Origin of the sequence: Scopulibacillus darangshiensis (assembly GCF_004341035.1) — a bacterium.
GTDB classification, from domain to species: Bacteria; Bacillota; Bacilli; order Bacillales; family Sporolactobacillaceae; genus Scopulibacillus; species Scopulibacillus darangshiensis.
Genome location: NZ_SLXK01000003.1, coordinates 100,875 through 122,321, shown reverse-complemented (window position 1 = coordinate 122,321; position 21,447 = coordinate 100,875). Strand labels below are relative to the sequence as shown.

The 21,447-nt window shown below is 42.6% G+C and carries 20 protein-coding genes; 4 read left to right on the top strand and 16 right to left on the bottom strand.

Features of this window, described 5'->3' with window-relative positions:
• The first annotated feature begins 6 nt into the window (after positions 1-6).
• Complete coding sequence (locus tag EV207_RS03855) at positions 7-915, top strand: ATP-binding protein (protein ID WP_132743832.1); 909 nt, start codon at positions 7-9, stop codon at positions 913-915.
• 40 nt (positions 916-955) lie between these two features.
• The gene (locus EV207_RS03850; protein ID WP_132743830.1) at positions 956-2,848 is read left to right on the top strand and encodes a vWA domain-containing protein; all 1,893 of its coding nucleotides are present in this window, start codon (positions 956-958) and stop codon (positions 2,846-2,848) included.
• 258 nt (positions 2,849-3,106) lie between these two features.
• On the opposite strand, the gene yidC is transcribed toward EV207_RS03850, so the two are convergent.
• The 4 genes from yidC to EV207_RS03830 form a co-directional block, all read right to left on the bottom strand.
• Positions 3,107-3,796, bottom strand: coding sequence for a membrane protein insertase YidC (yidC, locus tag EV207_RS03845; protein ID WP_132743828.1), 690 nt, complete (start codon positions 3,794-3,796; stop codon positions 3,107-3,109).
• Positions 3,797-3,826: 30 nt separating this feature from the next.
• Positions 3,827-4,120: a hypothetical protein gene (locus tag EV207_RS03840; protein WP_132743826.1), complete on the bottom strand. Its 294-nt coding sequence runs from the start codon at positions 4,118-4,120 to the stop codon at positions 3,827-3,829.
• 100 nt (positions 4,121-4,220) lie between these two features.
• Positions 4,221-5,600: an MFS transporter gene (locus EV207_RS03835; RefSeq protein ID WP_132743824.1), complete on the bottom strand. Its 1,380-nt coding sequence runs from the start codon at positions 5,598-5,600 to the stop codon at positions 4,221-4,223.
• 365 nt (positions 5,601-5,965) lie between these two features.
• Positions 5,966-6,232 carry a phosphocarrier protein HPr gene (locus EV207_RS03830; RefSeq protein WP_132743822.1) on the bottom strand — a complete coding sequence of 89 codons (267 nt, stop codon included), beginning with the start codon at positions 6,230-6,232 and terminating at the stop codon, positions 5,966-5,968.
• 161 nt (positions 6,233-6,393) lie between these two features.
• On the opposite strand from EV207_RS03830, the gene EV207_RS03825 reads away from it, so the two are divergent.
• Positions 6,394-6,903, top strand: coding sequence for a DoxX family protein (locus EV207_RS03825; protein WP_132743820.1), 510 nt, complete (start codon positions 6,394-6,396; stop codon positions 6,901-6,903).
• A gap of 28 nt (positions 6,904-6,931) precedes the next feature.
• Here the strand turns inward: EV207_RS03825 and EV207_RS03820 are convergent, their stop codons facing one another.
• From EV207_RS03820 to EV207_RS03775, 10 genes are all read right to left on the bottom strand, one after another.
• Complete coding sequence (locus EV207_RS03820) at positions 6,932-8,122, bottom strand: M20 metallopeptidase family protein (protein ID WP_132743818.1); 1,191 nt, start codon at positions 8,120-8,122, stop codon at positions 6,932-6,934.
• 48 nt (positions 8,123-8,170) lie between these two features.
• Positions 8,171-9,601: an ethanolamine permease gene (gene eat / locus EV207_RS03815; RefSeq protein WP_279389163.1), complete on the bottom strand. Its 1,431-nt coding sequence runs from the start codon at positions 9,599-9,601 to the stop codon at positions 8,171-8,173.
• 64 nt (positions 9,602-9,665) lie between these two features.
• A complete protein-coding gene (locus EV207_RS03810) occupies positions 9,666-10,433 on the bottom strand; it encodes an SDR family NAD(P)-dependent oxidoreductase (RefSeq protein WP_132743814.1) in 768 nt (255 codons plus the stop codon).
• A 49-nt stretch (positions 10,434-10,482) separates the two neighbouring features.
• Positions 10,483-11,904 (bottom strand): glutamine synthetase family protein, encoded by a 1,422-nt coding sequence (locus tag EV207_RS03805; RefSeq protein ID WP_132743812.1) that lies wholly within the window; start codon positions 11,902-11,904, stop codon positions 10,483-10,485.
• A 17-nt stretch (positions 11,905-11,921) separates the two neighbouring features.
• Complete coding sequence (locus EV207_RS03800) at positions 11,922-13,364, bottom strand: NAD-dependent succinate-semialdehyde dehydrogenase (RefSeq protein WP_279389162.1); 1,443 nt, start codon at positions 13,362-13,364, stop codon at positions 11,922-11,924.
• An 84-nt stretch (positions 13,365-13,448) separates the two neighbouring features.
• Complete coding sequence (locus EV207_RS03795) at positions 13,449-14,036, bottom strand: ANTAR domain-containing response regulator (RefSeq protein ID WP_132743810.1); 588 nt, start codon at positions 14,034-14,036, stop codon at positions 13,449-13,451.
• Positions 14,033-15,442: a sensor histidine kinase gene (locus tag EV207_RS03790; RefSeq protein ID WP_132743808.1), complete on the bottom strand. Its 1,410-nt coding sequence runs from the start codon at positions 15,440-15,442 to the stop codon at positions 14,033-14,035. Before EV207_RS03790 ends, EV207_RS03795 begins: the two co-directional genes overlap by 4 nt.
• A gap of 222 nt (positions 15,443-15,664) precedes the next feature.
• Positions 15,665-17,290, bottom strand: coding sequence for an amidohydrolase (locus EV207_RS03785; RefSeq protein ID WP_132743806.1), 1,626 nt, complete (start codon positions 17,288-17,290; stop codon positions 15,665-15,667).
• 19 nt (positions 17,291-17,309) lie between these two features.
• Positions 17,310-18,653 (bottom strand): APC family permease, encoded by a 1,344-nt coding sequence (locus EV207_RS03780; RefSeq protein ID WP_132743804.1) that lies wholly within the window; start codon positions 18,651-18,653, stop codon positions 17,310-17,312.
• 529 nt (positions 18,654-19,182) lie between these two features.
• Positions 19,183-19,590 (bottom strand): immunity protein YezG family protein, encoded by a 408-nt coding sequence (locus EV207_RS03775; RefSeq protein WP_132743802.1) that lies wholly within the window; start codon positions 19,588-19,590, stop codon positions 19,183-19,185.
• 421 nt (positions 19,591-20,011) lie between these two features.
• Here EV207_RS03775 and EV207_RS03770 point away from each other — a divergent pair, with 421 nt between their 5' ends.
• Positions 20,012-20,335: a hypothetical protein gene (locus EV207_RS03770; protein ID WP_132743801.1), complete on the top strand. Its 324-nt coding sequence runs from the start codon at positions 20,012-20,014 to the stop codon at positions 20,333-20,335.
• 90 nt (positions 20,336-20,425) lie between these two features.
• Here EV207_RS03770 and EV207_RS03765 read toward each other — a convergent pair whose 3' ends face one another.
• Together EV207_RS03765 and EV207_RS03760 are read right to left on the bottom strand one after the other, a co-directional pair.
• Positions 20,426-20,536 (bottom strand): immunity protein YezG family protein, encoded by a 111-nt coding sequence (locus tag EV207_RS03765; RefSeq protein ID WP_132743799.1) that lies wholly within the window; start codon positions 20,534-20,536, stop codon positions 20,426-20,428.
• Between the two features lie 439 nt (positions 20,537-20,975).
• Complete coding sequence (locus EV207_RS03760; protein WP_243646932.1) at positions 20,976-21,440, bottom strand: DUF600 domain-containing protein; 465 nt, start codon at positions 21,438-21,440, stop codon at positions 20,976-20,978.
• Positions 21,441-21,447 lie beyond the last annotated feature (7 nt).

Here is a 21,447-nt window from a genome sequence, read left to right as displayed (position 1 = left end):
TTCACCATGCTTGACCAACAAATGGATTTACATGATTTACCCTCAGTAATCAAAGACCGGGTATTTAGTATAAATGAAGAGAACCGAAAAAAAACAGGTGCTGAAGACCTTGGTCTCATTGGCAATAAAGGCTACACCGCACCGGACGAAAAAATTATAACAGATGCTGCCATCGCCCTTTCCTTAGGGAAAAACGTGCTTTTGAAGGGACCCACCGGTTCAGGCAAAACCAAATTAGCTGAACATTTATCCTATCTTTTTCATCAGCCGATGCATTCTATCAACTGCTCTGTTGATTTGGATGCTGAAGCGCTTTTGGGCTATAAAACGCTGACTTACGATGAAGAAGGCAAAGCACATATCACCTTCGTCTCAGGACCGGTAGAGCTGGCAATGAAGAAGGGACACCTTCTCTATATTGACGAAATCAATATGGCCAAGGCCGAAACACTGCCCATTCTAAATGGGGCACTTGATTACAGAAGAATGGTTTTAAACCCTTTTACGGGTGAAACGGTAAGGGCGGAAAACGATTTTGGTGTGATCGCGGCGATTAATGAAGGTTATGTCGGCACCACTCCGTTGAACGAGGCATTGAAAAATCGCTTTGTTGTGATTGACGTCCCATATCTGCAGGGTGATGCCCTTAAGATGATGCTAAAATCCCAATCCCTGCTTGATGAAGAGGACCTTCTTGCTCAATTTGTGGCGCTCAGCCATGATTTGACATCAAAGGTAAAAGAAGGACAAATTTCTGAGGAAGGCGCCTCAACCCGATCTCTATTGGATGCTTGCGATTTATCTGTCTACATGCCGCCGCAGCGGGCGATCCGCCGGGCGATTGTTGATAAATTGGATGAGACCCGGGAAAAAGCGGCAGTTGCCAATATTAGTGAAACGATATTTGGGCGATGAGGATGTCTCATCCCCAGAATCGTTTAAAGGATGAAACCGAATGAAATTCCTTGATTTTATGGAAAAACGCGTCGATCCTTTTTTGAAAATAAAATTGACCGACTTGGCCAAAACTCTAGCTCATTCCAGTAGCTTGGAAGTCGATTTTGCGTTCCATTCCTACTATAAAAAGGATCAGGACCTTGTTACAGTCAGTCATTATTGGACACGCCTTCTTGACAATCATTCAATAGATGGCATGAAAAGTGATATTTATTTGCGTGCTTTCGGAAATGCCCATTTTACCGATTATCATATTGTGAATGATTATTTTGATAAGCTAAAACAAATGGTCACCCCCTCTTTTAGGAAGCAGCTGTTCTGTCTTTTAGAAGATATTAGAATTGAGGAAGCTGCTCTTGCGAAACGCCCAGGCATGATCCATGCTTTTCAGGCTAGACGTGATTTATTCCAAAGAAGGTTCCGTGAGCGCTATAACTATCATAAGGAACGCAAAGAATGGCTTGATGTTTTGTTTTGCGCGTTCTATCTTCAGCTGATAGAAAAACCCACGATCCTGCCCGGAGCAATCGCAAAGTACAAGCCAGCTATGAGGGAAGTCGCCCTTCATTGCCGGGAACTCCCTGACACAAAAGCGGTTGAAAAAGCTGTGCAGTTCTTTTGTGAAGAGCTTTCAGATGACTTTGGCGATATGACAGCATCCTACTTTACAATGCATGAAGAAAGTCATAATCAAGCTGATGACAAATCTCCTAGTCAGAAGAAAAATGAACTGGCGAGTACAACGTCTAAAGAAACGGAAGACAAAGAAGAAAAGGATGCGCATGAGGAAAAAATGCCAACATGGCAGCAAGAACAGGAGCAAGAAGGTGACAGTATGCTGCAGTTCGACCTTGATGAAGGGACGAAAACAGATTTGATCGGTGAAGGGGAAAGACAAGGAGATTCCGGTGATCAAGCTTTTGCGGGTGTACAAGGGGCATCCCGTGATTCCGACGGGAAGAATTATGATGATCAGGAAGGGTTGGATAGCGGTGACAAACCCATTGCCAAATTATCATCATCCCAAAGCTTGGGTGACGCAAACCGCCGTGCAAAAGCCATTATGAAACCACGGAGGAAACCCACTCCTGAAGAAATTGATGTCTATAAGGCCATCAAAGCAGACATTTTACCTGTCCAAAAGCCGCTACAGCAGTCAATCAAGAAAGCGATTGAGCAAAAGCACACCGCCCCGAGGACAGATCTGCATTTTGGCCGCTTAAATAAAAAATTGCTGAGAGTTCTTACGGATGACAACCCCCGCCTTTTTTATAAAAAGGAGGAGGAATCGAATCAATGGGATGCCGCCTTTTCCCTGCTTGTCGATTGTTCGGCATCAATGTTTGATAAAATGGATGAAACAAAAGCCGGTCTGACATTGTTTCATGAGACACTCCGATCTCTCAATATTCCCCATTCTGTTACAGGATTTTGGGAGGATGCCCTGTCTGCCGATGATCAAGAACAACCCAACACATTTTACCAAGTCATCAGCTATGATCGTTCCCTGATTCCAGGACAAGGGCCACACATGATGCAACTGGAACCGGAGGAAGATAACCGTGACGGATTTGCCATTAGGCTTGCTGTCAGGGCACTAGTCCGAAGGCAGGAAAAGCGCAAGGTTCTGCTTATTTTTACCGATGGTGAACCTTCAGCCTTTTCATACAGCGAAAACGGTATAGTCGATACACATGAAGCGGTCATTGAGGCAAGAAGAAGAGGCATTGAAGTGATCGGTGTCTTTTTATCAAATGGCGAGCCGCAGGAGAGAGAGAAAGAAACAATGGCCACGATTTATGGAAATCAAAGCCTGGTGATCCCAACCATCGCGGATATCCCTAGCTATATCACACCATTGTTGAAGAAACTGCTGCTGAAAAGCCTTTAATGGTTGCCTAACCTAAAGAAAACTTGCCGATTGGCAAGCCTTTAATAGGCGTAGCCAAAGGCTTAGTTGCCCTTATGTGCGTCAGAAAGTTATACTTTCTGATTAACTAAAAAAACCCAGAAGCGGGTTCTCCCCCGGCTTCTGGGTCTTTCTTTATACTTTAAGAATGTTTAAGTTCGCTAAAGCAAAAAAGCGGAATAAAGTATAAGGGCAACTAAGGCTTTCGCCATTAAAGCTTGGCGATAAGCCAAGTTTTCTTTATGTTTGAATCGCTTTTTCAGGTTCCTTTTTGGTCAAATATGCCTTAGCAAAGAGTGTTTGTCCAATCAGGAACAGGCCGCCAACAGACCAATATAACGGCAGGGCAGCAGGCGCATTAATAGATACAAACAAAATCATGATCGGTGAAATCAAGCCCATCCATTTCATCGATTGTGCCTGTGCTTTGGGCATATTAGACTGCTGCACTTTAAATTGCAGATAGTATATAATACCTGCCACAATCGCCAAAATAATATTGGGATGTCCCAAATTAAACCATAGGAATGTATGGGACGCTATCTCCTTAGACCCACGAATGGCGTAATAGAAGCCCATGAGTATCGGCATTTGAATCAAGATCGGCAGGCAACCGAAAGATAACGGACTCATATTGTGCTTCTTATAAAGCTCAAGCATTTCTTGTTGCATTTTCCTTTGAACCGCGGGATCCTTTTCTTCCTTCATGCGTTTCTTAATCTCATCCATTTCCGGCTTGATGAGGTCCATCTTCACTCTCATCTGCTGTTGATTCTTATATTGCTTCAGCATAAATGGTGAAAGGATCAGGCGAATCACCAGCGTGATGATAATAATTGCCATACCATAGCTGCCATCAAAGAATGATGCGGTAAGGTGAATCAGACTTGCAAAGGGTTCAACAAAATAGTGATGGAAAAAACCTATCATAATCGTCCTCCTCAAAATAATGTTTGCATTTTATGAGATATTGAGGAGGAAATGATGATCGTCCGAATCGTCGCCAGGACTTACCTTTCTTTTTATATATTGCGAAATCCAATCCCGGACCGAGTTATTTGTGGCGATGTGATTTTGCGCGTCCAGTCTGGCACTATATTTTGCATCAACAAACTTAGGATGCCTCAGGGAATCTGAATCATAATATTTGAACAGAAAGGTCCATGTCACGCTTAATGACAAGCTGAAAAACAACGTCAATGTCAAGGTGTAAAATGCGGGATCATTTGGTATGTTAAACAGCGCTTCAAGCATGGCAGCCACCTCCTGTTGTTAATAAGTATTTCTTCTAGCATTCTTTTACAATTTTAAACAATAAATGCTTCTTACATCATAACAGGTTTTCTTGATTAACTCAATTATTCCTACGGGGTGCCCTCCCCTTTATCACCCTTTGCCGATGGGTTCCGGGCATCCTAATGGTGAGAATTAAAATCAACAAACTTGCGGCTAGGCAGATATAAGCGATGATATGCAAATGACTGCTGTTAATTTTCTCACTAAAAAAGATGCCAATTAAGCTCGAGGAAAGGATGGTCCCCATATAACGGCTCGTCATAAACAGCCCCGAAGCCGAACCGGTTTCTTCAGCCTTAACAAAAGAGTAGAGCGCTGTCTGCATGGATATGTTGTTAAAGCCATTACTGATGCCAAAGACAGATAAAACAACAATCATCCACCAAATCGATGTGTCATCATGAACAGTCAGAAGCATGGCCGTCCCAGCTAAAATGGTGACAGCTCCGACCAAAAGCGGCGGTTTTGAACCGCTCCTGTCGATCCACTGGCCGGCTGCTGGTGAAATCACGACGCCAAATCCCGCAACCGCAAGCATAATTAGCCCTGTATCCCTTTCATTATAATGCTGAGCTTGCTGAAGGAAGGTGGGGATCCCAAAGAAAATCGTGTAAAAAATTAAGTTTACCAGGATAAATTGCAAATAGATAAACGAGACGTTAACGTTCGCTTTTAATGAAGAAAGGTCAATAAAAGGCTCCTTCCGCCTCTTTTCATAAAAATAAAAGCAAATGACGGCGACAATCGCGACAAGAAGCGTCCACCAGCGGATATGTCCCGAAAATGAAAGCAAGAACAACAGAATCATCACAATGCTGACAATGAATAAAGCGATGCCTCCGAAGTCGATTCTTTTCAGCTCTATATGAACCCTTCGACCACCTGGCAAAACAAAAATGGATAACAAAAACGATGCAATAATAAACGGAAAGTTGATAAAAAAGATCGCTTGCCAATCCCAAGAGTGGATTAAGAAGCCGCCAATTGACGGACCAAAAGCAGCCGATGTTGATGAAAAAACAGCCAGCACCGAAAGCGCCTTCGCCTGATGCTTTGTAATACTTGCTCGGATCATCGCCATACCGCTTGGAAAAAGGGCCGAGCTTCCTACAGCTTGTAGCATTCGAAAGACAAGCAGCAATCCGTAGCTTGGCGACATAGGGGCAAAGACTGATGCTGCAGCAACGAGAATTAATCCCATTAGGAATAGACGCTTATAGCCAAACATATCGCCTAGCTTCCCCATGACGGGTTGTGCAACCGCGCTCGCCAAATAAAATGTGGAGATCAGCCAGGATAAGTCAGTAAAATCCAAATTAAAATCCTCTTGCATTCTTGTCAAAGCTACTGCAATCATTGATGAATTCAGCGGATTCAAAAGTGTTCCAAGAGCTACCGTCACGATAAGCAGCCAAGGTTTTTTCAGTGTCTGAGTCATAAATATAAAACCACCCGAGTCATAAAATAAAGGCCGAATGAAAATCTAGTTAGTATTCTCATCATATAGGAAAAGTGAACAGTAAGGAAAGGGTGACGAATAACCAAAAAAAAGCCACCCTCATGAAGGACATTTCCCGCGATTTCCGAACACGTTTTGTCTTTCATCGCCTTCATGAAAGACATTTCCCACAATTTCCGGGTGCGTTTTGTCTTTCATCGCCCTTTTACGAAGACGTTTCCTCTCCTCTTTTTATCCATTTGTTCTTCCAGACCAGTTATCCGTTTTTATTTCCATAATTGCACAAATAACAAAAAAAACAGAACGCTATCTATCCGCCGTTCTGTTTTTTGTGTGCCATATTTTTATTCAGCGAGTCCTGTGCTCCTAAGTTTCGAATCGATCGCTTCAAGCGCTTCTTCCGCATCACTGCCTTCAGTGATAATCTTGATGTCTGCACCTTGGCGAACACCCATTGCCATAACGCCCATTATTGATTTTAAATTTGCTTTGCGGCCGTTATATTCGAGTTGAATATCAGCCTGGAACTTGCTTGCCTCACTAACGAGCAGGGTTGCCGGTCTCGCGTGAATCCCAGTTTCATCGACGACTTTAAATGTCTTTTCCGCCATAGCCATCATTCTCCTTTTTGTTTGTAAGTATTTCCTTAAATTATTATCTTATTTTAAGACAAAATCAAGTTTTGTTTTTCTTTTTAAGGGTATTGACATTTACAATATTTTAATTAATAATGATAATCGTTATCAATTAAAAGCAAAGGTGGCGATCTCAAATGGGTAAATGGTTGAAAGATAATATTTATGCTTCATGCATACTGGCGGTCCTTCGCCTATACATAGGATATCAGTGGATACAAGCCGGGTTAGGTAAATTAAGCGGCGGGTTTGATGCAGGCGGTTTCTTGCATGGGGCAGTCACACAAGCAACAGGGGAACACCCGTCCGTCCAAACATGGTGGGCTGAATTTCTAAATGGATTCGCCCTTCCGAACATTGGCCTGTTCAATGTATTGGTTCCTTGGGGTGAATTTCTAGTGGGGCTCGGTCTTGTTCTAGGCACATTTACGACCTTGTCCGCTTTCTTAGGGCTCGCTATGAACTTTGCTTATATGTTTTCCGGTGCGACCAGTACAAATCCTCAAATGGTTATTTTTGAATTAATTATTATAATTGCCGGCTTTAATTCCGCTAGAATTGGTTTAGATCGCTGGATCATGCCATTTTTGAGAATGAGGGTATTTTCAAAAAATGAACAGCAAATGCAGAAAAATACTGTCGCCTGAAAAAGGGGCCAGGGCCTGGCCCCTATTTTTATATCAAATAGCGGACTGCTGCCTCACTTATGACGGAAACACCTGTCATGAGGGCCTTTTCTTCAAAAATAACACGGGAATTGTGCAAAGGGAACTTTGACGCTTCGGTCTCGTTATGTGTTCCTAACCGAAAGAGGACACCTGGTTTATTTTCAGCATAAAATGAAAAATCTTCACTGCCTAACGAAGGGTTTTCAAGATACACTAAGCGGTCTTTCCCGAGTATGTTCGTAACGACATCGTCAATTAGTGCTACCATATTGTCATCGCTGATTAACGGCGGGGTTGCAGACGTATAACTAACGTCCGCTGCACCGTTCATACTTTCCGCTGCTTTAGTGACAATCCGCTTTATCATGCCTGGCATTTTTTTCTGAAGCTCAGGGTTGACGGTTCTAATCATTCCTGTAAGTTTGACTTCTGATGGAATAACATTCGGTGCTGTGCCACCTGAAATCTGTCCAATCGTTAAAACAGCTGGATCTGTGGGTGCGACCTCTCTTGAAATAACAGTTTGAAGGATTGACACTATGTGCCCGGCAATGACAATCGGGTCAACACATTGTTCGGGGTGGGCGGCGTGTCCAGCTTTTCCTTTTATGTCAATCTCAATAAAATCAGCAGCCGCTGTGATCGGCCCTTTTCTTACCCCGATCATACCCGCTGGCAATTCCGGCCAACAGTGCAAGGCGATGATCGCATCCACCGCAGGATTTTCAAGGACGCCGGCCTCGATCATTTTCTTTGCCCCTGTTAATTTCTCCTCCCCGGGTTGGAAAATTAGCTTTACCGCACCGTGAATTTTTTCCTTATTCTCGTTTAAAAAAAGGGCGGCCCCAAGCAAAATGGCCATATGGAAATCATGGCCGCATGCATGCATCACACCGGAGTTTGCGGATGCGAAGTCCAATCCAGTTTGTTCCTCTATAGGAAGCGCGTCCATATCCGCCCGCAGCGCGATGGTTTTACCGGGAGCATGCCCCTTAATTAAGCCGACCACACCTGTTCCTGCCACATGCCGCTCCACTTCAATTCCTGCGTCTTCCAATATTTCAGCAACATATTCGGATGTTTTGTATTCGGAAAAGCTTAATTCTGGATGGCGGTGAAGATGCCTCCTGAATGCCATGACTTTTTTCACTAACGCCTCTTTTTCCTTTTGTTCTTTGTCCCCTAAAATTTGCGACATTTTCTATCCCCCATGCTTCTCAAAGAATAATTTTATAACATTCCTGTCTTAATTCCCTGTGTTCTTTTTTCCATATGTCGGCTGTTCCTCGGCATCTTCATCATCCAATATGTCAAGCAAGCCAAATTCCTCTTCCATTGGAAGTAAACGATGCCGCCCCACAAAATAGTAGTAGCCGATAGCGAAAGCGAAAATGATCGCCACAATGGCTAGTAACGGGACATTCAGGCTGAATAACGGCAGGGATTCCGGCAAAATGCTGTAATAGACAACACAAAATAACGAGATCGCACCCATCACAATGGCGATGCCGGGGACCCATGGATAAGAGACTTTAAACGGTCTGTTAAGATTAGGTTCTTTCCGTCTTAAAATAAACAATGACACGAGTGTTAAACAATACATCATCGCGGCGCCAAAAACGGCAAGTATTATTAATTGGCTGGCAAAAGTGGCATTAGCCGCTGCAATAACCCCGATTGCACCGGGAACAACCAATCCCCATGTCGGTACATGGCGTTTTGACAATTTGGATAAAAACTTTGGCAGATAACCTGCGCGGGAAAGGGCGAATGTTTGCCGTGAATAGCCGATTATAATCCCATGCAAACTAGCAATTAAACCGGCAAGACCGATAAAGGCAACTAATTTTGGAAGAATGCTTGAATCGCCGTAGACTGATGTTAGAGCTTCCGGAAGCGGATTGTCAGAAGGCTTGCCAATTCCCCCTCCTAGACCGGCGGTAATGATTAATGTCCCTACCGTGCATAGGGCAAGAGTCGATATCCCGGCAATAAATCCTTTCGGGATGTCCTTTTGCGGATTCTTCACTTCTTCAGCGGCCATTGCTCCGCCTTCTATCGCAAGATAAAACCAAATCGCAAACGGAATCGCCATGAACATGCCCGTCAACCCGTGTGGCAGCGCGTTGTCATTGATAATGTACTCAAGCTTTATATGAGAAACCCCTGCCCCGTAGTAAATAGCAAGTCCAGTCAACGCCAATATCGTTGCTACCATTTCAATTAAGGCAGCTCCCTTTACTCCAACCATGTTAATCAGGATGAAAAAGATAAAAACAAGAACTGTTGCATAGACAGGGTTCACCGCCGGAAACAAAAAGTTAAGGTAGGCACCAGTGGAAACCGCGATTGCAGGAGGAGCAAACACAAACTCAATCAGTACGGCGATGCCGGTCATAAATCCGGCAAACGGCCCCATTGCCCGCCTTGCATACGCTGATGGCCCTCCTGCATGAGGAATCGATGTTGAAAGTTCGGCATAACTGAACATAAACGCCGTATAAAATATTGTCATGAACAAAGCTGCCAAAATTAACCCAATAACGCCCCCTTCCTCAAACCCATAATTCCAGCCAAAATATTGCCCGGATATCACCATGCCAACGGAAATCGCCCATAAGTGAATCGGCTTTAACGCCCTCTGCAGTCCCTGGTTTTCACCTTGATTTGCACTCACTTGAATCACACTCCTCATTGGTTTTAGGAATCGAACAACTTACTTGTCCGATTCCTTCCTAATATTAAAAATAGTTGGCCGTAATGCCGCCATCGACATTTAAAATCGCACCATTTGTCCAATCTGATTCATTTGAGGCTAAATACATGGCACAATAGACGATATCCTCCGGCTTTCCAAACCGTCCGCTTGGCTGGCGGCCTAACCGCACTTTCTTCGCTTCCTCATCTTTGACAAGCCATTCCATTAATAGTGGTGTTTCAATCGGCCCTGGGCAAATCGCATTTGTTCTGATTCCTTTCGGACGGAACTGGATCGCAAGCGATTTTGTCAGTGACACAACGGCCCCCTTTGATGCGGTATACGCATCTTGGGGAACACTGCAGCCCATTTGCGCGACAAAGGATGCAATGTTAATAATTGACCCCGATTCCCTTTTCAGCATTTCGGGTATGACAAATTTGGATGCGAGAAAGATCCCTTTGACATTAACATCCATGACTTTATTCCAAACATCGACGGATGTATCAATGACAGAATGGTCTTCTTCAATCATGATGCCGGCATTGTTGTACAATGTATCGATTTGTCCATACTCCCGGACTGTCCCCGCCACGGCTCGTTTGACGCTTTCCTCATCCGTGACATTGCACCCGAAAAAGGCTGCTTCGCCTCCCGCTTTCTTAATTTCTTCGGCAGTCGCCTGTCCCCGCTCTTCATTCAACTCAAATACGGCAATTTTCCCGCCTTCTTTAGCAAACATTTTTGCCGCTATTTTCCCCATTCCACCGCCGGCTCCTGTAATAACACATACCTTATCTGCTAATCTCATTGTTTTTTTCCTCCTTGGTGTTTTAGCTGTTAATCTATTTAAAAGTGAATTAACCTTGCTCGAAATAACGTTTTCTTTCCCATTCAGTGACAACACCGTCATACATTTGCTGCTCCAGAACGGCAGCATGAAGGTAATGTTCATAGATGTCTTCACCTAAGACCGTTTTAACCATATCACTTTCTTTAAAGCATTGAATGGCTTCATAAAGTGAACCTGGAATCTTTGGCACATCAAGCTCATAAGCATTGCCTTGGCACTCATCAGCTAGCTCAAGTCCTTGTTCGATGCCGTATAGACCGGATGCAATCAGCGCTGTGTAAGCTAGATATGGATTAACATCCGCTCCCGGAATCCGTGTTTCAAGTCTTAAGCTTTTCTTGTCGCCCACGATTCTGTATCCCGCCGACCTGTTGTCATGGCTCCAAGCGATGTTCACCGGTGCCCAACTTTCGGTTCGGAACCGTTTGTATGAATTGATATGCGGTGCAAAAAATAAGGCAAAGTCCCTCGTGTATGCCAGCACCCCTGCCAAGAATGAACGCATCTTTTGGGACATGTGATCGTCCGCCTCATTCGAATCATAAAAAAGGTTGTTTTCCTCATCTGTATCCCAAAGGCTGATATGGATGTGGCCGCTTGACCCTGTCCACTCATGATCCGGCTTCGCCATAAACGTCACTGAAAGCCCGTCTTGAATCGCAATTTCCTTCATGCCGTGTTTGAACATGATGTGATTGTCGGCAGCGGTAAGCGCTTGACCATAGCGAAGATTGATTTCATGCTGGCCTGAATAAGCTTCCCCTTTCGAAGATTCGACCGGCAGACCGCAAGCAGCCATTTCTCGTCTGATTTTTTGATAAAACGGTTCATTCCTTGTCCCTTGCAGCAAATTATAATCTTCATTATAGTGACCAGCTAGCTTCATATTTTGGTAGCCTTTTTCGTGAATCGACTCGAACGGCTCGTTAAACATGTAAAATTCCAGCTCACTCGCCATCATAAAACTGTAGCCTCTTTCTTCAGCTCTTTTTAATTGGCTTTTTAATAGATTTCGAGGCACAACCGATACCGATGCCCCGGTTCCTGCATCTTCCACATTACAAAACACAAGCGCCGATTTGTCGAGCCATGGGACGATGCGCAGGGTCGACCAATCAGGAACGGCTGTCCAGTCACCGTACCCTTTTGCCCAGTTGACCGCTTTAAACCCAGGCGGTGTATTCATGTCAAAATCTGTGCCAAGCAAATAATTGCAAAAATGTGTGCCCTTATCAATCTGATTTTCAAGACAGTACTCAGCAGTCAGCCGCTTGCCCATCAATCGCCCTTGCATGTCACAAAAGGCAAAAATGACAGTGTCGATCTGACCCGACTTCAAATCATCAAGCAATTGTTCTTTAGAAATCAACCCGGCCTCTTTACGACGGTGTCCTGCGGTCCATCCAGCAAGATTTTCTTGTTCAATCATTTCTGACTCCCCCTCTATTAGTCTTCAAGCGTTAACGAAATATATTTCACTTCGAGAAATTCATCGAGCCCATAATGGCCCCCTTCTCTTCCCATCCCGCTTTCCTTAATCCCGCCAAACGGTGCTTGCGGAACGCTAAGCTGTGTACCATTAACCCCAACCATGCCAACGTCAAGTCCTTCTGCCATCCGATAGACCCGGTTAATGTCTTTCGTAAAGAAATAGGCCGCGAGCCCGCATTGGTTTTGTCTTGAAAATTGCAGAACACCTTTCTCATCTTTGAAAGTCAAAATCGGTGCTACCGGACCGAAAATTTCCTCCTTCGTCATTGCCATATCAAGAGTGACGTTTGTAAGGACAGTCGGCGCATAAAAAGCTCCGCTTGAGTACATGCCATCTTTTAATCTTGATCCGCCGACAAGCACGTCCGCTCCTTTTTGCCTTGCATCATTAACTAATTGTTCAACGTTGAGGACGGCATCATCGGATACTAGCGGACCAAGTTGAACAGGGTCTTTCCCATTGCCAACTTCAAGCTCTTGAACGCGAGACACGATTTTTTCCGTTAAAGCGGTTTGAATATCTTGATGGGCAAAGATAACGTTGATCCCGTTGCACATCTGACCGCAATTTTCGAATTTATTTCCGACAATCGCTTCGGCCGCCTTATCAAGATCGGCATCCGGGAAGACAATGACTGGTGCATTGCCGCCAAGTTCAAGGGAAATGCGCTTTACTTGATCAGCTGCTTGCCTCATCAATTGTTTGCCAATGTGCGTCGAACCGGTAAATGATATTTTCCGGACCCGCTCATCTTCAAAAAGGGTTTTACCAATGACTCTTGGATTTCCTGTCACAATGTTGACAACCCCGCCCGGAATACCTGTTGCAAGCAGCTGTTCAATCATTGCTATAGCAATTCTTGGCGTTTGCGAGGCTGGCTTCAACACGACGGTACATCCGGAGGCTAGGGCCGGTGCCGCTTTCCTTGCAATCATTGCACCGGGGAAATTCCAAGGCGTGATCATTCCACATACGCCGACGGGTTGGCGAAACACCATAATCCGCTGTTCTTCACTCGAACCCTGGATAACGTCCCCGTAAATGCGCTTTCCTTCTTCGGCATACCAGCGAATAAATTCCGCCGAGCCTTCGATTTCCCCTTTAGCTTCCGATAAGGGCTTGCCTTGTTCTTCCGTCAAAATTAAGGCAAGCTGATCCCGGTTTTCTTCCAGGTTATCTGCCCATTTCAATAAATAGCCCGACCGTTCTTTAGCTGTGAGCTTGCTCCATGTTGCAAACGCCGCGGACGCAGCATCGACAGCAAGTCTCGTTTCCTTCTCACCTCCGCTTGGCACGTGATCAATCACTTCACCGCTCGCAGGATTGATGACTTCAAACGTCTCTTCCAAGCTCACTTTCTCACCATTAATCCACATATGATTTAATGTTTGCAGCAAAGGTCTTCCCTCCTGTTTTTTGATACAAAAAACGCCCTAGCCGTGCGGGTTGCTTATGCACAGCTAAGGCGCCATTGCCTTCCTTTAATTCACTTGTTTTTGGGATTCGTATTTCTTTATGATCGTTTTTGCTACTTTTTCCAGCGATATCTGGTTATTCATACTAATTGTTCTCATTTTTTGATAGGCGCGATCTTCATCCCAGGACTTTTCTTTCATTAATATGCCTTTCGCCCGCTCAACCACTTTCCGTGATTGGAGCTTGCCGTTCAGGGCCACGATTTTCGATTCACATTCCCGAACATAACTTGCCTGCGATAAAGCCACTTCAACAGCCGGGATCAAATTGGCTTCAGAAACTGGCTTTACCAAATAACCAACAATGTTTTTCTGTTTGGCTTTTGCAATGAATTCCCTTTGACTGTACGCTGTAAGCATCAAGATCGGGATGTTCTGAGAAGCTGTGATAATTTGGCTTGCCTTTAACCCATTTAACTTAGGCATTTTGATATCCATAATGATTAAGTCAGGCTTAAGTTTGTAGGCAAGTTCAATGGCCTTCTCACCATTGCCCGCTTCCCCGACAACATCATACCCGGCATCTTCTAATAAACTCTTGACATCCAAACGAAGGATCACTTCATCTTCAACTAAGACTATTCGAGCTGTCATGTTGGTATCACCTCTTGGACCGGAAAACGAACGGACGCTCTCGTTCCAATTTCCGCTTTCGCTATCGAAAAATCACCTTCAAGATCATGATTGGCAATGGCTTGGACGATTGTTAAGCCAAGTGTTGGTTTGTCACAAGGATTGAAACCAATCCCATTATCTTCAATGACCATCTCCATCTGATCATCAAAAGGGTGAAAGTGAACAACGACTTTTCCTTCCCCATAGCCGTTGAATGCATGTTTGACGCAATTTTGGACTAATTCATTAAAAATTAAGGCAAGGGACACCGCTTTGTCCGACTTTAATGTTAAAGAATTGCCGCCAAATGCCATGGAAATCCGTGAACTTGAATCACTCTTATTTCGAATCAGCATACGCCCAATCCGCTTAAATAGGTGATGGATGTCAATAGCTTCAAATTTCTCCGCCGCCAATAATTCCTCATGAACCGCAGCGATGCTTAGAATCCGATTTAAGCTTTCCTGAAAATAACCTTGACTTTCTTTAGGGACATTTCGTTTTTGCAATCGCAACAAGCTTGCCACGGTTTGAAGATTGTTTTTAATGCGATGATGCATTTCCTTTATAACCGCTGATTTAACCATTAATTCCCTTTCCTTATTTCGCAGCTCAGTCAAATCCCTCAGAATTAATAGAATACCTTGGTTCTTCTGAAGATGGATCCGCTTCACTTCAAAAACGTTTTTATCAATGGCGACTTCCTTTAATGACACTTCCTTCTTTGAAAATGTGATGTTGTTCAAGAAAGGGAAAATGTCAGTGATCGTCCGGCCTGCCAGCAGGTCAACTCCTGCCATTTCAGCGGCAAGCTGAAGCCCCCTTGCATTGGCATATACAACATGCCGGTCTTGATCAAGAAGAAACAATGATTCCTGAATGGTGTTCGAAATAATCGAATCCGTATCCGTTAAACCAAGCAGGGTGTCACTCAATTTCTCCGTAGTCTGAGACAGCGCTTTCATTTTGTTTTCGTGATAAATTTGCTCGCTCATATCCTGCTCTAAGATAAGTGAGCCAATAATGTCATTCTGTTGATTTTTAATCGGCACTACACTTTGCTTAACGACTTTCCCTTCTTGAGTGATCGCCCGTTTGCGTGTGGCCGGCTTCCCGGTATTATGCGTATAGGCAACAGCCGGTTCAAACGATTCATACGCAAATTTTCCGACCACCGGTTCTTTATAAAGGGTTGGCACTGTTTGCGGCGCCGCTTCGGCTACAACAATCGCATGCTGTCCTTCCTTTAAGGGACAATCAATAAACAAATTTGCCTGGGCCAGATCAGCGGTATGCTGCAATGTTTCCGACATCTCACAAATCATTGCAATATCGGTTCGTGACAATGCCGTGTGTTCTTGACACAATGCTTCGATGGGATTCATGGATGTCTCTTCTCCCTCTTTGGAGATTTGGAATAAAGGCAAAAAAGGAGCCACACCCTATACAAACATATAGGAATGAATAGCCCCTTTGCTTATTCGTTATTTACTTTATATTCAGTTTATATCATGTTTTCCATTTTGTCAATATTCAAATAAAGATAACCTCAAATTCCTGTCATGCTCCGTCAGCTTTTATTGTTGGATCGGGATTAAATCACATTTTTATTTTGACACCAATTCTTCAGAAAAGACGACTTGCCCATCAACCATTGTAAAAACAGGTTTCACGTCCAAGATATCTTCTTCAGGGACTTTAAAAAGATTGCGATCGAGGACGGTAATATCAGCCAGTTTGCCAGCTTCGAGTGTTCCTAATTCATTTTCTCTGAAAGTCGCAAAGGCTGAACCATGCGTATAAGCATGCAAAGCCTCTGACAGCGTGATCCTTTCTTCAGGATGCCATACATCTGAACCGCTGCTGTCAATTCTTGTAACGGCGCGGTAGATTTGCTGCATGGGGTTTAAGATATCAATTGGAAAATCGGTCCCAAAAGCGAGTTTGGCTCCTGACTTTTTCAAGGTATTGATGACAAAGACATATTTTTCGCGTTGATCACCGATCTTTGAAGTGTAAACACCACGTTCAGATAAAGCAAAATGGTCAGGCTGCATCGAAGCGACAACACCTAATTCCTTAAAGCGTGATATGTCATCTGGATGAATCACTTCCACATGTTCAATAGAGTGACGCGAATCTCTTGGACCATTATTTTTCTGCGCTGTTTCAAATGCATCCAAAGCTAAATGAATGGCTCCGTCACCAATGGCGTGGAAGCGAATACTGAATCCTTCTTTATCCGCTTCAGCAGCCCATTTTTTAATGGTATCTGGAGAAAAGGTCGGTTCCCCTTGCTTTTCGGGATGATCGGCATATGGCTCAAGCATGTAAGCCGTATAACTGGTAATAACGCCGTCAATAAATTGCTTAAGCCCGGAAACACGTAACTTCTCAGAATCATATTGCTCACGTAACTGTTTGGCTTTTTTCAAATCACCATCAAGTGGTGGATAGAGATGAATCCGAACCGTTAATTGCTCCTTTTCTTCAAACTCTCTGAACAGCTCGAAATCCTGAAGTTTTTTATTTGTATTTGTGCCAAACAAATCATTCACGGACGTTACACCGAATCGTGCCGCTTCCTTCAAAAAACGCTGCATCAGTTTTTCCTTCTTTGCCTTTGGTAAATCAAAAGCTTTGTTGGTTGCAAGCCCCGATGCACCCTCAATCAATATACCGGTAGGCTCACCGTTTACCCCCTTTTCAATTGAACCAAACGGCGGATCTTCTGTATCGCGAGTGATGCCCGCAACTTCTAATGCTTTACTGTTTGCCCACGTATAATGACCCTCGGCATGAAATAAAAGGACAGGTCGATCCGGTATGATCCGATCGATCGACGAACGACTCGGGAATCGCTTGTCATCCCAATAACTAGAGTCCCATTGAAAACCTATGATCCATGGATCATCCGGTCTTGCTTTTGCATAATCATGAACCATATCCACAGCCTCTTCTTCAGAACGGGCGTCAAAAAGATTAACGCTGTCCATCGCAAGAGCTCCCATCATAATGTGCAGATGGTTGTCATGAAATCCCGGCATGATTAATTTATCGCCAAAGTCGTGAATGACAGTATCTTGTCCAATATATTGTTTTAAATCATGTTCTTCACCCACCGCTATGATTCTGTTATCGCGAATGGCGATAAGGGCAGGTTCCGGTATGTTTTTGCAACCGGTGAAGACAGTTTTACTAGATAGAACAACATCAGCCTTTTTAATAGTCATTACTTTTCATCTCCTTAATTTATGCCTGTTCTGTTTCCTCGAAGCGTAGTTCTGGAGGAGGCTGCCTGAACAGTTTAGTTAAGTACAATAGGTAAATAACTCCAGCGGCAAGCCAAGTGCTTCCCAAAATCATGGAATGATTGTCTAATTGCAGCCAAAGTACGGCAGTGAAAAAGGCGCCGATTAATGGTATAACAAGGTACATTATAGTACCCTTAGGTGATCGCTGGCGCTTTTTTATATAATAATGAACGATGACTGCAAGATTTACGAAAGTGAAGGCGAACAGCCCACCATAGTTAATAAAAGACAATGCTGTCACAATGTTTAAGAACAATGCGGATAATGCAATGCAGCCAATGATTAAAATGTTGAAAACCGGGGTATGGAATTTTGGCGAAAGATAGCCAAAGATTTTCTTTGGAAGGACACCTTCACGCCCCATGACGTACAATATGCGGGCACCGCTGCCGCACGATGCTGTTGCTGAAGCAAACCCGGCAGTAAAACTTACCGCGGTAAAGCAGCTTGTCAAAAAACTTCCGCCGATATAGGCAAAAATCTCCATATGGGCTGATTGCGGATCTTTGAAATGCAGTCCTGGAAAGACGGTCTGTAGAAAATAGGTCGTTATAACATACAATACACCGCCGGAAAAAACGATAATGTAAATCGCTTTCGGTAACGTTCTCCTTGCATGTTTGGTTTCTTCAGACAAAGTCGTTATAGCATCAAACCCCAAAAAGGTAAAGCATAAAATAGGCACTGTTGATATGATTGACGATAATTTAACATCAGGATCATAGAAAGGCAGGATTGAGAAAACTGTCCCGGCCCCTTTTCCCTCTAATAATCCCTTAATAGATATGAAGAAAAACAACAAGAATGACGCCAACTGTAATATTAGAAAATAGGTATTAAAGTTTGCCGCTATTTTGATGCCAAGAACATTAACAACGGCAATCACTAAAATGAACGAGATAACCCAGATTGACAGCGGTACAGCAGGGAAGTAAGCGTGCCCAACAATGCCAACGAGCAAGGCGCTGATCATTGGGCTAAGAACATAATCAATAAGAATGGTCCAGCCAATCAAAAAACCAAGGTTCGGATGGATAGCTTTCTGTGTAAAGGTATAGGCTGACCCCGCCGAAGGAAATTCCTTCACCATTTGTCCATAGCTATAAGCAGTAAAAAGCATGATGATCATAGCTATGATATACGCTGTCGGCATCATGCCTTGCGTTTTTTCAACAGCTACCCCGTAAGTTGAAAAAACAGTAGTAGGTGCCATAAATGCAAGCCCGTATAACGTGACATGTCTTAGACCCAGAGACCGTTTCAAACCAGATTTTTGTTCCATGTAAAACCCCCATTCGTGGTATTGATTTCCTCACTCCCAACAGTTGCAAGAATTGTGCCAAAATTCAACCCGGTTATTTCAATAGATTCGCTCTTGAATTTTTGGCTTTTTATGCGAATGTGCATCGATTATGCTGTTCTGGGTAGTATTCGGTGTTGATTTTAAAAAGAATGACAAGGCTTTCCTGAGGGGTTACTAGGAAAACCTTGTCACCTTTTATCTGTTCACAAGGAGGTATTACCCAGATGAACGACCTTTCACATGACCTTTTATCGATTTTGGGCGTTCATCACTCTTATGAACGACCTCAACTACGACTTTTTATCGACTTCGGGCGTTCATCACTCTTATGAACGACCTCAACTCCGACTTTTTATCGATTTCGGGCGTTCATCACCCTTATGAACGACCTCAACTCCGATTTTTTATCGATTTCGGGAGTTCATCACCCTTATGAACGACCTCAACTACGACTTTTTATCGATTTCGGGCGTTCATCACCCGGATGAAAACACTTTTCCTCGTTCATTCAACAATTTGATGTCTTCATCAGGTCTGGTTTAAACCCCAGAACGTTATACTCCCAAATGATTTGTTGTTCATGCGGATCAACTTCAGAAAGGTCATCATAATTGTAATCAATATTGAAATTACCCTCATTATCCAGAATTAAAGTTAAATTAGACCATGGTCCTTCAGCGTTTAATTTAAATTCATTCCACAAATCCTGCAGTAAATCTAACAAATCATACCATAATTGATCATAATCATCATCTTCCATATCAAACACATCTGGTATGTCATGACTGTATGTATGCTCATTACTTCCAATGGGATAATAAAAGAAATAGGATTTACGAACATCTTCGGAGACTTCAGCATATAAGTAAATTTTTGACCAATCTTCTTGTATTGTTTCTATGACGTTCTGTGCAATTTTTTGTTATATATTTTCTTGCCGTGATTCATCCATTTAATTGCCTCCTGGATGGTTTTTGAAGTTAATTCTTATCTAGTGAGTTACCTAACTTATATTTTATTTGAAAACTGTCGGGATACAGAGAAAGAATCTGCTACAACAATATTAATAAAATTTAGCATTATAAAACTCAGAATAGTAAGACTATAAAAGTTTTTATACGGATTTCCCAATTATTATTCTAAGGATACTAAGTTCCCTAAATATCTTTCGACTATTCACCACTGTTCGCAAGTTATAAATAGGGAAACTTGGGAACACATTTTGTTTATTGAATAAAATTAAGGTTATAACAACAATTATTTAACTATTGTTATATCTGGAATTATTAAGTAAAATTAAGGATGAAATTATAAAAAAATTAGGTGGTGTTTTATAAGTGAAAGCATCGAAAATTTTGAAAATCATTTCTGGGGCCCTTGAAGCATTATTAGGAATTCCTGTGTTAGGTGGAACAATTATTTTAGCATTAGCTTGGATTCCACTCGGTGTAATGTTTCTCCTGCATATCGCTACATTAGTCTTGAGCGGTAAAGACGGTGTCAAAAAGCATGGTTCCATTTTAGGTATTGTTACCTCATGTATCGGATGGATACCGTTTGTTGGGATGATTATGCATATTATCACTGCGGTAATGCTATTGGTTGATGGGATCAGCCAGAAGGATAGTGTTGAAGTAATTAAACCTAACATAGAGGCGTAATTCAATAAGGGGGTTGAGTTAGATTATCAGCCCCTAAAATTGTTATTGACTTATTAAGATCTTTTATAACTTCCTTCCTCAGGAATAATACTAAATTTTTATCGCACCGTATAGATAGACCTCCGACCAATCCTCTGGAATAGTTTCTATGACTAGGTTAGCAATTTGGTTATATAAAGCGCCAAGTTTTTTATCATCCATCTCTTTTACCTCCCGGAACATTATCAAATCGTTGATATCCCCATTCCTCATCGCTAATTCTATATCCAATGTCAAAACTAGTGGGAGGGCACTTCAAACTAGCCGATTTTGTGCAGCATGGCTTGCATGTAAAGATCATTTAAAACCCAAATAAGGGACTATTTTCATATCCTTTATTCAAGTTAATTTTAATTTACCTATTATTGATTCCCATTATAATTGCCGGTAAAGTTACACACTGTATCCCAAGTCTTTTCATACCACCGGCGGTTTTCCATCTCCTCCTGATTCTTCTTAAGCTATCGGGCTTCTTCCTGCTTTTCTTTAAATGTCAATTAGATATAGATGATGATTAAAATTTTTGGTTTTAACCTTTTCTGATTCATCAATAAAAAGAACCACTACTTACATCTTATGGCGATGAACGTGTGGTTCTTTACTATTTTGCTTTTCCATTGCTTATTTCATCAACCCATGATTCAAAAATATCAGTTGGAAGTAGATCCTCATCATTTGAATATACTAAATCATAATTATACTTCGCATTTAAACTATTTTCCTTTACGTTGTATTTTAGTTTCATTTCAGTGGGCATATCACGATTAAACTTTTTACATCTTTTATGAATTAATTCTAAATCCTCACGTCCTATTTTCAAAAGTGCCTTTTGTCTGTCAATTGAGGTATCATACACATGTTTTGTTTTTTGATTCAGTCTATCATTAATCTGATGCTTAAGTACAAATTCCCCCGCTATTTTATAAAAAACATTAAAATAGTATGCTTCTGGTTCGTATGAACAATAAATATAAATCTCTTCTGCCTGATCATCTACATATTCTAAACTAATTGCAACCATATCCGTTTGTAATTCTGATAAATGATCTTCAAATACTTTTTCCACATTATCG

What these genes read in the sequence shown, in the direction of transcription:
- EV207_RS03835 (WP_132743824.1), bottom strand. Translation starts at nt 5,600, where the DNA reads ATGACTCAGACACTGAAAAAACCTTGGCTGCTTATCGTGACGGTAGCT.
- EV207_RS03810 (WP_132743814.1), bottom strand. Translation starts at nt 10,433, where the DNA reads ATGAGATTAGCAGATAAGGTATGTGTTATTACAGGAGCCGGCGGTGGA.
- EV207_RS03780 (WP_132743804.1), bottom strand. Translation starts at nt 18,653, where the DNA reads ATGGAACAAAAATCTGGTTTGAAACGGTCTCTGGGTCTAAGACATGTC.
- EV207_RS03785 (WP_132743806.1), bottom strand. Translation starts at nt 17,290, where the DNA reads ATGACTATTAAAAAGGCTGATGTTGTTCTATCTAGTAAAACTGTCTTC.
- EV207_RS03820 (WP_132743818.1), bottom strand. Translation starts at nt 8,122, where the DNA reads ATGTCGCAAATTTTAGGGGACAAAGAACAAAAGGAAAAAGAGGCGTTA.
- EV207_RS03795 (WP_132743810.1), bottom strand. Translation starts at nt 14,036, where the DNA reads ATGACAGCTCGAATAGTCTTAGTTGAAGATGAAGTGATCCTTCGTTTG.
- EV207_RS03840 (WP_132743826.1), bottom strand. Translation starts at nt 4,120, where the DNA reads ATGCTTGAAGCGCTGTTTAACATACCAAATGATCCCGCATTTTACACC.
- EV207_RS03825 (WP_132743820.1), top strand. Translation starts at nt 6,394, where the DNA reads ATGGGTAAATGGTTGAAAGATAATATTTATGCTTCATGCATACTGGCG.
- EV207_RS03765 (WP_132743799.1), bottom strand. Translation starts at nt 20,536, where the DNA reads ATGGATGATAAAAAACTTGGCGCTTTATATAACCAAATTGCTAACCTA.
- EV207_RS03805 (WP_132743812.1), bottom strand. Translation starts at nt 11,904, where the DNA reads ATGATTGAACAAGAAAATCTTGCTGGATGGACCGCAGGACACCGTCGT.
- EV207_RS03830 (WP_132743822.1), bottom strand. Translation starts at nt 6,232, where the DNA reads ATGGCGGAAAAGACATTTAAAGTCGTCGATGAAACTGGGATTCACGCG.
- EV207_RS03790 (WP_132743808.1), bottom strand. Translation starts at nt 15,442, where the DNA reads ATGAATCCCATCGAAGCATTGTGTCAAGAACACACGGCATTGTCACGA.
- EV207_RS03850 (WP_132743830.1), top strand. Translation starts at nt 956, where the DNA reads ATGAAATTCCTTGATTTTATGGAAAAACGCGTCGATCCTTTTTTGAAA.
- EV207_RS03855 (WP_132743832.1), top strand. Translation starts at nt 7, where the DNA reads ATGCTTGACCAACAAATGGATTTACATGATTTACCCTCAGTAATCAAA.
- yidC (WP_132743828.1), bottom strand. Translation starts at nt 3,796, where the DNA reads ATGATAGGTTTTTTCCATCACTATTTTGTTGAACCCTTTGCAAGTCTG.